Here is a 12,765-nt window from a genome sequence, read left to right as displayed (position 1 = left end):
TATCTCTGCTCGGTGAACATGGCCTCGAATGCTTGTTGAACGTTGTTAGCGCACCCATAGGGTAGTCCGGCAATAACGGCGCCCCCGGCAAAAACCTCTGGGTAGGTTGCGAGCATAGCCGACGCCATGGCCCCGCCGGCGGAGAGGCCGGTCACGAAGACTTTGCGGCGGTCGGTACCAAAAGCCGCTATGGCGTGCTCCACCATCTCTCTGATCGAAAGCGTCTCGCCCTCTCCGCGCGCGATGTCGCCAGGCAAAAACCACGAGAAACAGTTTTTCGGATTGTTGGCGGGCTGCTGCTGCGGATAGACAACCGCGAAGCGAAGGTTGTCGGCAAGCGACGACCAGCCGGTGCCGCGGTCATACTCGGCGGCGGTCTGGGTGCAGCCATGTAGCGCGACGACCAAGGGCGCCCCACGCGGCAGGTGTTTCGGCGCGTAGGCAAACATGCGAAGATTGCCGGGATTTGTACCGAACCCGGTCAATTCTCGTAGCCGGGTCGGGCGGTCGGCAGGCGTCCCAGCCGCGCTCTTTCGGGCCGCTGCAAGAAGACCTTCGAATTTGCTTCGAAAGGCCTGAAGACGGGCAAGCATCGGCGGGAAATCGCGCACCGGAGCACACCTATATTGCGTTGCGAAAGATCAGCGTGCACCGCAACATGGGAGCTTGCGCAAAGGAGTCAAGAAGCGCGCGCCGCTAATTTCAATGGACGCAAGGTGTTTCGTGCTTCTTCGCGGTCGACTTGTCCAATGCTGACAATCTCCAACTATATCTGTTCCTCGGATGCGAGGTCTCAGCCACATCAAGGCAACCGTTACGGCGGCCGTGAGTGGTCAGAAGCTGGGTAAGGCCGGCCTGCTCAAAGACCGCTCCACCGCCTTCACCTAGAGCCTGCGGGTCATCGTGTCGTCCATCTGACCTCACAGTCGCCACCCACCAAACACCGAAATCGGCGGTGAATGCCAGTCGATGACCCTGTACCGCCTAATCAGCAGCCTCAACCTCGCAGGAGCCCCGCCTGACCACCGATAAGTTCAACGCTGCGCTCGTCAAGCTTGGGTCTAAGAGATGCTGCCCCAGTGGAGTGATGTCCAATGGACAGGTCGAGCTTGCCAATAAGCTCCAAATCAATGATCGCAGCGTGCGCCGACGGGCCAGTGGCGAGGGCCGGTGCCGACAACAATCGCAGCGCTTCCCAGTTTTGATGCTCAAGACCAGCAAGAGCGGGCTCGACTGGTCGAAGCGGTTTCCGTGGATCGTGAGACCGCACTCACGCTTCGCGATCGCTAGCGATCGATGGCGAAGCTGTGTTGCTCGGGTTGACGGCCAATCCGATTTCGACGGGCTACTGTCCCGCAAGCACGAAGCCGACGTTCAGTTCTATGCTTTTCGACGCCCGGCTCCTGACACGCCGGGTGGATGGCATCCACCTTGCCCCCTACGAGCACGGCGAGATTGGTGCCGACCTATTCCGCCACGCCTGCCTGATGGGACTGGAGGGACTGGTGTCGAAGCATGCGCAGCGCGCGGCTATGAGGCCGGGCGCTGCACCCATTGGGTCAAGGTCAAGAACCCCTAAGCATCCGGCCTACCGCCCGGTGCAGGATCAATTCTAATGCACGGTCAGCGGACGAAATGCCAATAGAGCGCCGCGAGAATCCCGAATAAGCCGAACAAACCGGCAATTCCCGGTATCGATTCCATTCAGGCATCTCCGTGCATTTTGGACACCTCTGCAAAACGCGCGATGTGTTGGCGCGTTTCCCCGCATCTGACGATCTGCGGCTCCCAAGGCTCAGAGAAGGATGAGCGCAAAAGCCCTCACTATCACCGGCAGTGTGGCCAGCACGATGATGAGGATGGTGAACAGGCGATTGTCGTCCATGACCCGTCGAATGTATGCCTTGGTCGGGTCGTGATCTGTTCAGAATTGTACGTAGCCCTGATTTGGTTTTTCGAGTCGCGGGTTGGCAGCTGGTCACAAGCGATCGTCCTTGACGCTTTACGTTGCAAAGACTCATTGAACGCAACTGCCAATCCCGGCTCCAGTGCGATAGGAACCAATGAAATTGATCAGCGTTATCGCACTTGCAATGCTCTCTTCCACGATCCCCACCAAAGCAGTACCACCTGCTCCCACGTCGTGCAGCCAGTACACGGGACGTCTGCACAACCAGCTGCTACTGACGTTTCATTACGTAGCGATTTTTAGAGCGTTCGGCCCGGCAGCGATGCCGGGCCTATTCTTTGCCATGTGGTGGCGCTGGTAAGCGTTTCAGCTCTTCCGGCGATTTGGGAGAGTCGACAGGTGGACCCCTTCCTTGGTCCCGCGCAGCAGCTGCGAGCCGGGACGCTTCAGATGTTCGACGAGCAGCGCGGTCACTTGCGGACCATCCTGCAATCCGCGCACCGGCCGAGACGATGGCGGTCGCCGCGCAGACCTTGCACTTCGGAATGAAGCCCAAGTTAGATCAGTCCTGGCTGTGAGGGAAAACGACGCCGGACGCGACATCGGCCAAATGGGGCCCGGATTTAGCCACAAGACCTTGGAAGAGCTTCACTGCTTCGCTATCAACGAAACGCGTGAAAGCGCGCATGCAGATCAGACGTCCGCGCATCAAACGATATCTGCCCTCGTCGGCGAGCCCGCGACCGTTTACCTTCAGGCCGCAGCCTTCGCGATCGAGCGGGTTTTGCTCGCAATCTTTTCTAACCTGGCTCTTTGAGCGGTCGCAAAATACCGGTCGCTTGTCCTGGCGCGATGCACTTCGCCGGCCGTTTGGCAATCAGCTTGGCGAGCGTTACCTCGGCGCCATCAACGGCTGACGGCACCGAGGCATGGCCTCGTCGATTTCTGGGATCTCGTTGTCAGTCATTGCTCGACCTCTCGCCGCAAAACGTAAACCTTTCGGCGCCGGTAGCGATAGAGAACCTCGATCAGACCCTTGTCGATCATGCGCCTCAACGCGCGTTGCACGCAGACCATCTGCGAGTTCGTGACGTGCCTGCGATATCCCGGCCGAACAATGATCCGCCGGCCGTAGGCGATGCCAGCCAAATCGTGCGCCGTCAGCCCGTCTCGCCGGCGAAGGATCTCGAGAAGGCAGCGCCGCAGCCCAAGCGGCTTCCTAGAAAAGCCCATTTCGGGCCTAAACACCGAAGGCACGGGCGCCTCCGCTGACAAGAAAACCAGGATTTCGAAAATCCGAAATATGCTGAAATGGTGCAACGCCTCGCGCCGCACTGGAAAAAAGCCGCCAAAGGGTTCCTTGGTTTTTTTTCGAGGAATTGCCCCGACGTGGCCTAGCCGCGCCCACCGATGCGCTGTCCGCATCTGGACTCGCAAAAGAGCGGCGGCCGCTCGAAGCCGCGCGTGTGGGCTTCCTACAAGGGGCTTTGTCCTTGATTAGAGCGGCACCGGTGCGGGCTGGCCCGATGGCGCTATCCTGGTCTTGTCTTCGCTGTATGCGCTGGCTGGGCGGTGTGTGCAGTGGCAGTGCCTTGGCTGAGGGGCGCGCTAGGGACAGGTGGTGCGGGTGTGCGGTCATGTCGTCACCACCATCGCGACCGACTCGCCATATCTCTGACGTCGAGCCATCGCCCGCGGACCCTGTGGCTTGTATCGCATGAACCACGGCATGGGCTGCTCGCGATCGAAGCAGTCGTCGCCGTGTGTCGCCCGTAGATCGCCAAGCCGTCGGTACAGATCCTCTTTCGTGATCTCTCCGGCGCAGGCCGATCGCCATAGGCCGCTGTGTCGGTTGCGCGCGGGTGGACGCTCATGCTGCGTCCTCCGCACCGGTGGCTGGGCTCTGAGAAGCTAGTGGTCCTGCCGCCATCCTACCGGAGATATCGATAGTAGTAGGGGTTTTCCCACTATGGCATGTAGTAGGGGTTTCCCCACTATGGATTGGCCGCTTTCGGTTGGGGTTTTCCCTACTGAAACGTGACGTTTTCCCCCACTGGGATTTTGTTTTTTTCGGCTTCGCACTTCTGGCTGCTTTCGCGATTGCGGCGGCTTCCTCGAGCGACTCGATCTGTCGCCATTCGTTGGTGCCGTAGCCTCGCTCGCCGTCGCTATGACGATAGGTAAGCCTGAATAGGTTTGGCTGACGCCACTCAGCGTTTCCGGCGCGGCCCTCGCGCGTGATCTCTAGAAGCCCAAGGGCGACGGCCTCGCGGATAGCCGGCGCGATTGCCTGTCGATCAATCCCATACTCCTGGAATTGGTCGTAGGTGACGGGCAGCTTTCCGTTGTCCGTGCCGCCGTGGTGCGCCATCTCGATTTCGAGCCGATCCAGCACTTTGCGCGCGGAAAGGCTCAGAACGCGATAGGCGGGCGACTCGAGCATCTCGATGGTACGGGGTGCAAACTGTCCCCCGATGGCCGTTTTGCGACCGCGGCGGCTCATGCGACACCACCGATCAGCAAGCGCTGCAGTGCATCCCTGATCGCGTTCTCCAAACTGCGTAGCTCGCGCTCGATCAGTTGCTCGGGGACACCCTTGCGGCGCATCGCATCTCGCTGCACCTTGACCTGGCGCAGCACGTAACGCTCTCCGGCATCCGGGTTCATCAGGGCGGCATGCTCAGCCTGCTTGAAGACAAAAGCCTGTCGGCGCGTTACCGGAAACGGAATGACATCAGCCATTGGTAGTGTCCTCGCGGTGTCTGCTGTGTCGCCTCAACCAAGCTGCCCTTGCGAATGCGTGGCTCGGGTATCGCTCGACGTCGTGCCGAACCGACCAGCCGCCTGTTTCGTGCTGGACGATCGGCTCGAGCGGCTCCGCCACCGGTGACGGCTCGGCGGGCTTGGGTGCCTGGTCATTGATCGTGTACAGCGGCATTCCGCATGCGGTGGAGACCTGCGCCGCGATCTCGTGCTCGATCACGTTGAGCCACCAGACGATGCCATCGATGGTGCCGCTTGGTCCCTCACCCTTGTTGTCGATCAGGCTGTATGTCGTCCCGCGCCTTTTCAGCTTGTAGCCAAGCCGCTTTGCGCGCTCTTTCAGAATGCCGTCAGTCATGCCGCGTCCCTCATCAAGACCACGGGGTCGCCGCCATTCGCTGCGAGCGTGTCAGCGATGAATGCTTTGATGCCCGCGTACTTGAACACAGCCCCCCGCTTGCGATGACAGGCAAACCGTTTGCGGTAATCGCGCTCATCCTCCCACGTGCCGCGAATCGCCAGTAGCAGCTCGTGCTCGTAAGCATGGCCGGCCTGAAGCTCACGAAGCCTCTCCGCAGGCTCGTCCACCAAACCGATGTTCACGTGGTGCGGATCCACCCTGATGAAAACGACCCACTTAATCGGAGGAGGTTCCCTCAGTGGCGTTTTAAAAGCCGCTACAGCCGGTTTGTCCTCGTCGGCTATGGATGTTGCCTCCGAGGCATAAGCGCGCTGTGGCGGTATCGAGAACGCATCTATGGGCGATGCCGCTGGGGCAGGATCGAATTTCGGCCTTGCCGACCCTTCTGGCATCACTACGGCCTTGAAGGGCCTCGAACGTCTCAGGCAGTGCCGCCATCGCGTGGGCAATGGCGTCTGCAGGCGCACCCTTCTCACGCATGCAGCGCGCAAGGATGTCGCGGCGGGATCGGACGAAGGAAACGGCTTCCCAGTCGTCCAGCCCATCTTCGGTGAATCCCTTGAAGCGCTGAAGCACCCACTGGTTGGCGTCATAGGCCAGTGCCCAACCGGTGTTCAGGCGAAGAAACTGGACGTCGGCCATCACAGCGCCTCGGCTGAGACAGAGCGCTGAGACAAACATCCGGAAGTATCTGGATTTTTGACTGTCTCAGTATCCGCTAAATGATTGGGATTGCTGATGCACGGTAGGTCTGCCGGGCCCACCAAAACAAGATCATCCGTGCTGACCACGAAAAAACGAGTCGATCTCCGTTTTAAGAGCGACTCGATTTCATTTTGAGAACGCCTCGGTTTCGGATTCCCTCCGTGGCTGGTAAGTTTGGTCTCGATTTTTTCATCCATTTCTGATCGCCGAAAAAGCGAGGGAGTGTTTCCGTTCGATCGGCCACCTCGACAAATGCCAAAGACGACTTTAGTCGAAGTGATGGTTAGCTCCTGCGTCGACCGAGCACACGCAGAAATTGAGCCTTCAATGAAGTTCGAGTTCACGTATTATCCAGCGGTCAAGACTGTCGGGAATTAGTATGCCTGTAAACATTACATCAGCTCAACATCGAGCGTTTCGCAATGCCTTAGAGCTGAAGTTGCGGCGAAGCCGGGGTAACATGCTACAGCTCTTCCTGGCTGCGGTCATGGCCAAGGTCTGGAAAGACAATTTTGTCCCTGCCAGTGCCCATTACTCGCAAGGAGACCTCAAGTGCGATGGGCTTCTTCTTGACCCGCTAACTGTCTTCGCCTGTTACGCTCCAACCAATGGCGGCGACGGCCAGAGCTCGGGTTGGATTAAGCCGAACCCGATACGTGATGCGAACGCCGCACCACGATCGAGCTTGCATCCGTGCGAATGGCCTGCCAAGCGCGCGTTCTGACGACGCCAACTCTCATCCGTAGACGGCTAGTTGGCCTTGCATTCCCTGGTCAGGCGCGCAAACGCTTTCGCGTTTCCCTTGGTATCGAAGATAGTGGTATTTGAGACACCCTGAATGCTTTCCTGCCGCACGGCAATTTCCTTGCCGTCGCGTATTGAGCGAACGATCTCAGCCGTCGCGTCCACCTGAATAAGCGACTCGTTTACTGCTACGCCTGTCAATTCGAGCACCGGCTGCTTGTCTACTCGCAGCTTGATATAGAATTTGTCGCCGACTTGGTATTTACGAGTAGCATTATCTATTTGGCCTATACCAAGCGTGAGAGTGTTCTCGATGCACCGCACTGCGAACATATTCCCTGCACCATCACCAGTGACGGCAAAAAACGTTCCGCCGCTCTCGAAGCGATCTTCCTTCTCACTAACTAGCCAATTACCAACTAACTTTGTACCACCTGCTAGTCGCGTCTCGCTGTCGTAGCGGCTCAGATTGGGAATGCCGGGCGACCTTTGCAGCGAAGCGATCTGCCGGTTCAGGCACGTGCCGTAGGCAACAGGTCCGCGTGTCTTTTCGGAAATGCAAGCAAGCTCCATTGTTCGTCGCGTCTCGTCGTCGTAGCCGCTCAAATTGGGGATGCCGGGCGACCTTTGCAGCGAAGCGATCTGCCGGTTCAGGCACGTGCCGTAGGCAACAGGTCCGCGTGTCTTTTCGGAAATACAAGTAAGCTCCATTGTTCGTCGCGTCTCGTCGTCGTAGCCGCTCAAATTGGGGATGCCGGGCGACCTTTGCAGCGAAGCGATCTGCCGGTTCAGGCACGTGCCGTAGGCAACAGGTCCGCGTGTCTTTTCGGAAATACAAGCAAGCTCCATTGTTCGTCGCGTCTCGTCGTCGTAGCCGCTCAAATTGGGGATGCCGGGCGACCTTTGCAGCGAAGCGATCTGCCGGTTCAGGCACGTGCCGTAGGCAACAGGTCCGCGTGTCTTTTCGGAAATACAAGCAAGCTCCATTGTTCGTCGCGTCTCGTCGTCGTAGCCGCTCAAATTGGGAATGGTTGTGCGTGAGTCCTGCGTCGTCTGAGCGGTCAGCGGCACACTGAATACGGCCAAAACTGCGCCGAACGCTGCGATCCAAACTAGCACGCGGAGCGGTGCACAAATCAGCCAGAGCAGCTTGTAGACTCGATAATCAAGCATACCGAACATAAAAAGACCTCAACGACTATAATGAGAGGCGTTAATCCGCGAGTGGATGGCTGCCACGGACACGGCGATCACGTCTTGTGATTTTGAGCCAAATTTCTTGGGAATACGCGCCAACAGTCGGCGCGCGGATGGCAGCGTCGTCCGGGCTGCGGGTGATTGATGCGTCGGGCTCACCAGCCAACCGCCCGCAATTGCTTCAGTTGAGCTTCGATGACACTGCGCTGGTTGCCATGATGAACCTCCCGATGGTGGGAGGCGCACAGGCACGCCGCGTTCTCGATGCGGTCTTCCCCGCCTCCGGCAAGTGGGATGACGTGATGGACTTCACAGTAGGGCAGCCCGTCAGTCGCCATGAACTGCGGGTGAGCGCAGCCTGACACCTCGCAGCGATGTCCGGATCTCTTGCGAGCAATAGCAATGACCAATGGGTCACGCTCGTACACACGAGTGGTAGCTGACGAAGCGCGCGGACGCGCTGGCCGGACGGCAAGGCTCGCATGATATCTTGCAAGAAGGTTATCTAGGTTCTGGTCCTCAAGGCTGCGGGCAGCGGCCTCTGCACCTGCCCGCGCCGCTTCTGCATCGAGGGCTGCCTCAGAATTCCCGACGGTGGACATCCATAGACGGTTGAATTCTTGCTCAAGGTCAGCCTCACGAAGCTTGTTCGCAGCAGGATCAAAAAACTCATTCCACACCCGCTGATCGGTAATTCCCGATCTAGCGAGACCAACCCGATCATCCCTCGGGTCGATAGACCGGAAGTTCATGACCTTGTTGTAAACGCCTGGGATCGCCCTCCCGATTAACTGGGAGACGACTACCACAGGCGAGCCAGGCAAGCGAAATACGGGAATGCCGAGTGTCTTCAGGTACGCCCAGAGCCCTGCAACGCTCTCGTCTCCCGACCAGTCCTGCCCAGTGCGGCTCCAGAGCGCGAAGAGGCGAGCAGCGCTGCGGCGTCACAGGATAATTGGTTCCCGCCGCCATCTTGAGGTTTGGCAGGTCGTTTAGAACCGGGTCTTGAGCGAGCCATTCAAACCGCAGGACTTCTTGTGCCGAGTTACAGTCCAGTGCACTTAATTCTTCGGTGCTGGCCTCGTCGAGTTCTGTGGCCGTAAGTGGGTGACACCTGAAAGCGAAAAAGGGGGTGCCTGTTGGGCACCCCCTTTCGCTTCACGCCGCTTGGAGGTCGGCGTTCAGCTACTTCGCGACGAAGGGGGCATCCTGCAACGCGAAGATAGGATTGGCTGGAGGGATACGCCTATCCCGGCGATCCATCAGGGAGCGACGTCTTTAGCGATATCGATGCACATGTCGAGGTACTGGCCTCGTCTATTGCCGGGCAGCAGCCTCATCGGTCACACACCGATCCAGCACCTGGTCCAGAGTTACCGTGCCGGCGATTTGGCGAAGCGCAGGGGCTTCGCCGGTCATCCGGACGCAGGTCGTGTTCGAGGGGAACGTCTGCTTATGGAATTTGCAATCCACGATTTCGTTATCGATCGGCTCCTGCGCGGCTGCCGGGCGCGGACCGACAGCAGCGAGAAGCACCCCAACAGCGAGGAGAACGCTTTTCACGATCGTAGCACGCACTTTCTCGTGCGACCGATGGAGCGGGAGCAGCCGGACCTGCGCCTTGAGGTCGACGGTCTCGATGTTGTCGTCAATCAATTCAGCTCAACCTTTCGTGGTCGAGGTCGGTGGAGGGCCGGGCCGCTTTACGCCGCCGTGCGCGGCTTCGCAATGGTTCGGCGTTTCAACAATACGCAACCGATAATTGACATCATGCATTATAGTAAAAAAATAGAGTGCCGAAGCGTCCTGCCCATTCAGACGAACTCGTTGGCCCGCGGTAACAAGGGTTCGGCCGCATATGCGCGAGAGCTGGTGACCGAATTGCCAGCTACGCGGCGGACTGTTTGGACCACTTCGCTGTGAGTTGGTCGTGCGGCAAGGTGGTGTTCGGATTCCATTGTGGGATTGAGCGCTCATACTTTCCGGAGAGTCGCCTCGCTCGCTCCTGCTCGGTACCGGTTGCGTGTCCGGATGGTGATGGCCATATATATCCAGCGAGTGGCGGCCACCCCCAGCGGCCTTCGGCCCAACCGTCGCCGCACCGGGGTACCCCTTACGGTGAGGGACCCTTCGACCTCGCACTGCGTTAATATGCTGGGCGCAGGAGGGCATGCCCGATGGACGAACACCGAACTGCGCTGTTCTTGTTTATGCTGGCGCTCGCCGCCACGATCCTGGTTGCTACAGTCACTACGCTGCGGCAGGTCGGCACGCGCGTCGTCAGCAACGACGTCCCGGCGGGAACCACGGGACTGGCTCGCCCCCATCCGCCGCTTGATCGAGCGCCGGGGCAACCCCTGGAGAGACCGCGCTGAACGTCTGCGCCCTGACCCAAATCGGATACGCGGGCGGCCGGTGGCGGCAACGCGGATGGGCTCAAACGAGCGACGTTGGCGTAAGCAGGTTGCTTGATTCAGCCGTAAAAGGCCGACCGAAGGCCGTTCGACACGCGATCGAGGAACGGGCCTCCCGCATCGAGCACGCCTCCGAGCGAGATCAGGCCGTGTATCATCCCTGGCCAGCAATAGTGGTTGACCGGAACATCCGCCGCGCGGAGCTTGGCGGCATACTCGTTTCCCTCGTCACGCAACGGATCGAATTCGGCCGTGATGATCAACGCCGGCGCCGATCCTGCCAGGTCGGTCGCGTAGACAGGTGAGACCTTCGGATCCGTGCGATCGACGCCCGACGGCAGATAGGCGCCGTACCAATCGAGCATCTCGTCCCGCCCCAATCCATATGCGCCGGTCCCAAGCTCGTGCCAGGATTTGCTCGATGCGGTCGCATCCAAATTGGGATAGAGCAGAGCCTGCAAGCGCAAGGGCAACCCATCGGATCTTGCCTTCTGTGCGACCCACGCCGCGAGCAATCCACCCGCGCTATCGCCTCCGACGGCGATCCGTCGCGGATCGGCATTGATCTCGGTTGTGCGGCTCAACCATTTGAGCGCGGCCCAGACATCCTCATTCGCCGCCGGGTATGGATGTTCGGGGGCCAATCGGTACGCCACCGATACGATCAGGCAACCGGCGCGGTTGGCCAGCGCGCCAAGAGCCGTATCGTAAATGTCCAGGCCTCCGGCGACAAAGCCACCGCCGTGGCAGTACAGCAAGGCCGGCGCAGGACGCGCGAGCTCCTGAAGGGGGACATAGAGCCGCACCGTCAGTGGGCCGGCAATACCGGGAATGACAAGGTCTTTCGTCATCCGGAGCGGCTCGTGCGGGAAGCCGAACTGAGCGACGGCGTCCATTCTCGCTCTTACCGTAGCGATCATCTGACTGGCAGAAACAGGCGATGTCCGGGTCGCGGCGCTGTGCAACTTGGTCAGAAGCTCCGCGACTTGCGGATCGAGGCCGGTGTGCGAACTGCTATTCACGCGTGCTTGCCTTTACAGGGTTGAATGCCCTGCACGACGTGCCGCGCAGAGAACCAAGCGATGATATTTCAGGTTCGGTGGATGGAGCGTGAAAACGCGTTACGGGTGTAACGCTTCCTGGCGAGCCGGCGATGACGGCCCACACCGTCGCCTCTTCGCATTCACTGCGCACCAAGCCTGTTCAGTGTGGCTGTGATCTCCGATTGTCAGGGCTGCGTCCGACGCCGGCCGTGATGCGCCCGGCCGAGGATGCATGCGAGATCCTTTTGAACCTGAAACCGGCCGGCCGAGACCTATCGATGAGAGCGCGGGGCGCGCCTGATCCGGGCGACCAGCGGATGGAGGGTGTCATGGTGATCAACCTGAAACCCGTCAACGTGATCGGCTTCTCGATCGCGGAATCCGTGGGCCTGAAGGGCAAGAACCAGCCCGACGACATCTTCGTGATCAAGACGCTGCTGAACGGCATCGCGCCGCAGGACGGCGGAGCCGACGGAACGCTCGATATCAACGACCTCACCAACACGCCTGACGCCATGGAGTCGGTGATCGACGCGATCCTGGTGTTTCAGAAAGCCCAGCCCGGCCTGCTGCATGACGGCCGCGTCGATCCGGAAAAGAATACGATCAAGCGCATGCGTTTGATGTTCAACCGGCGCAAGGGCGGCGGCGTCGACGTGAACGTGACGATTACGCCTGATGGCCCGATCTTCGGGCCCTGCGATGCGCGCGGCTTCAGCGCCGCACGGCTCAGGCTGGTCGGCAACGCGTGGTCGGCATTCGACGGTCTCGCACCGGTGCGCCAGATGGTTCCGATCGGCAAGACGCGGAAGCTGAAGGTGAAGGGCACAAACAACGCCGCGGTGGGATTTGCCCTCGAAAGCTCCAGGGCGGAGATCGTCGAACAGACCAGCGACACCGTCACGGTGATCGGACGTCTGGAGGGCGAGGCCGACTTGAGCGTGATCGTCGAAGGCCAGCGAGGGCCGATCCCGGTTCGCCTGCTGGTGCGCAAGGCGTCGACGATCCCGATCGACGTGGTTCATCTCGGCCGGGCGCCGCTCGCCAACGGCCTGATGATCGCGACACAGCGGGCCGTCGCCAGCGTCGTCAGCCGGATCTACGACAATCAGGCCAACCTGACCTTCACATCGGGCACGAGCCGCATCGTCGACGCCGTGACGACCGAAGGCCGGGTGGTGACGATCGATCCGAACAAGAAACTGAGCATCCGCTCCGGCATCGGCCCGCTGACGACGACACAGGACTTCCGGTTTGACGATCTCCAGCCGCTCGTCACCAATCCGGCGGCGGTCACCATGTTCATCTCGGCACAATTCATCGACGACATAGATCCAATCGTCGCCGGGCGCGGCGATCCCGACAACCGGATGTTGTGGTTCAACCCCATGACGCCGGGAAGCGCCAACACCAACATCGTGCCCGCGCACGAGATCGGACATGCGCTGGGCCTGGATCACATCACGACCAAGAACAACACTGGCTTCCTGATGAATCCGACCGTGCAGGCCAACAACATCATCATTCCCTGCGAGACGCTGGTCCAGCTCCAGCCGTGACGGCGGTGGC

At 60.0% G+C, this 12,765-nt stretch carries 13 protein-coding genes; 2 read left to right on the top strand and 11 right to left on the bottom strand.

Annotated elements, in window-relative coordinates; all coding sequences use genetic code 11:
• The 10 genes from JQ553_RS31475 to JQ553_RS31430 all read right to left on the bottom strand — a co-directional run.
• Positions 1–611 (bottom strand): PHB depolymerase family esterase (locus JQ553_RS31475; protein ID WP_312015218.1); only part of this gene is annotated, 611 nt, incomplete at its 3' end.
• Between the two features lie 2,261 nt (positions 612–2,872).
• Entirely contained in the window at positions 2,873–3,244 is a 372-nt protein-coding gene (locus tag JQ553_RS31470) for a hypothetical protein (protein WP_212503951.1), read from the bottom strand.
• A 535-nt stretch (positions 3,245–3,779) separates the two neighbouring features.
• Positions 3,780–4,412: a hypothetical protein gene (locus tag JQ553_RS31465; protein WP_212503950.1), complete on the bottom strand. Its 633-nt coding sequence runs from the start codon at positions 4,410–4,412 to the stop codon at positions 3,780–3,782.
• Entirely contained in the window at positions 4,409–4,651 is a 243-nt protein-coding gene (locus tag JQ553_RS31460) for a DUF6074 family protein (protein WP_212503949.1), read from the bottom strand. Before JQ553_RS31460 ends, JQ553_RS31465 begins: the two co-directional genes overlap by 4 nt.
• Entirely contained in the window at positions 4,644–5,030 is a 387-nt protein-coding gene (locus JQ553_RS31455; protein ID WP_212503948.1) for a hypothetical protein, read from the bottom strand. The genes JQ553_RS31460 and JQ553_RS31455 overlap by 8 nt, the downstream gene beginning before the upstream one ends.
• Positions 5,027–5,275 (bottom strand): hypothetical protein, encoded by a 249-nt coding sequence (locus tag JQ553_RS31450; protein ID WP_212503947.1) that lies wholly within the window; start codon positions 5,273–5,275, stop codon positions 5,027–5,029. Before JQ553_RS31450 ends, JQ553_RS31455 begins: the two co-directional genes overlap by 4 nt.
• Positions 5,276–5,339: 64 nt before the next feature.
• Positions 5,340–5,735, bottom strand: coding sequence for a hypothetical protein (locus tag JQ553_RS31445; RefSeq protein WP_212503946.1), 396 nt, complete (start codon positions 5,733–5,735; stop codon positions 5,340–5,342).
• An 813-nt stretch (positions 5,736–6,548) separates the two neighbouring features.
• Complete coding sequence (locus JQ553_RS31440; protein ID WP_212503945.1) at positions 6,549–7,724, bottom strand: hypothetical protein; 1,176 nt, start codon at positions 7,722–7,724, stop codon at positions 6,549–6,551.
• A gap of 170 nt (positions 7,725–7,894) precedes the next feature.
• The gene (locus tag JQ553_RS35370) at positions 7,895–8,077 is read right to left on the bottom strand and encodes an HNH endonuclease (RefSeq protein ID WP_409363105.1); all 183 of its coding nucleotides are present in this window, start codon (positions 8,075–8,077) and stop codon (positions 7,895–7,897) included.
• Positions 8,078–9,056: 979 nt separating this feature from the next.
• Positions 9,057–9,395, bottom strand: coding sequence for a hypothetical protein (locus JQ553_RS31430; protein WP_212503943.1), 339 nt, complete (start codon positions 9,393–9,395; stop codon positions 9,057–9,059).
• A gap of 521 nt (positions 9,396–9,916) precedes the next feature.
• On the opposite strand from JQ553_RS31430, the gene JQ553_RS31425 reads away from it, so the two are divergent.
• Positions 9,917–10,114 carry a hypothetical protein gene (locus tag JQ553_RS31425; protein WP_212503942.1) on the top strand — a complete coding sequence of 66 codons (198 nt, stop codon included), beginning with the start codon at positions 9,917–9,919 and terminating at the stop codon, positions 10,112–10,114.
• Between the two features lie 98 nt (positions 10,115–10,212).
• Here the strand turns inward: JQ553_RS31425 and JQ553_RS31420 are convergent, their stop codons facing one another.
• Positions 10,213–11,049 (bottom strand): alpha/beta hydrolase, encoded by an 837-nt coding sequence (locus JQ553_RS31420; RefSeq protein WP_212503941.1) that lies wholly within the window; start codon positions 11,047–11,049, stop codon positions 10,213–10,215.
• Between the two features lie 425 nt (positions 11,050–11,474).
• On the opposite strand from JQ553_RS31420, the gene JQ553_RS31415 reads away from it, so the two are divergent.
• Positions 11,475–12,755 carry a matrixin family metalloprotease gene (locus JQ553_RS31415; RefSeq protein WP_212503940.1) on the top strand — a complete coding sequence of 427 codons (1,281 nt, stop codon included), beginning with the start codon at positions 11,475–11,477 and terminating at the stop codon, positions 12,753–12,755.
• Positions 12,756–12,765: the final 10 nt, after the last annotated feature.

It is taken from the genome of Bradyrhizobium lablabi, from assembly GCF_018131005.1.
Classification (GTDB): domain Bacteria; phylum Pseudomonadota; class Alphaproteobacteria; order Rhizobiales; family Xanthobacteraceae; genus Bradyrhizobium; species Bradyrhizobium lablabi_D.
Note: the sequence above shows the minus strand (reverse complement) of the source record. Positions and strands in the feature narration are given on the sequence as shown.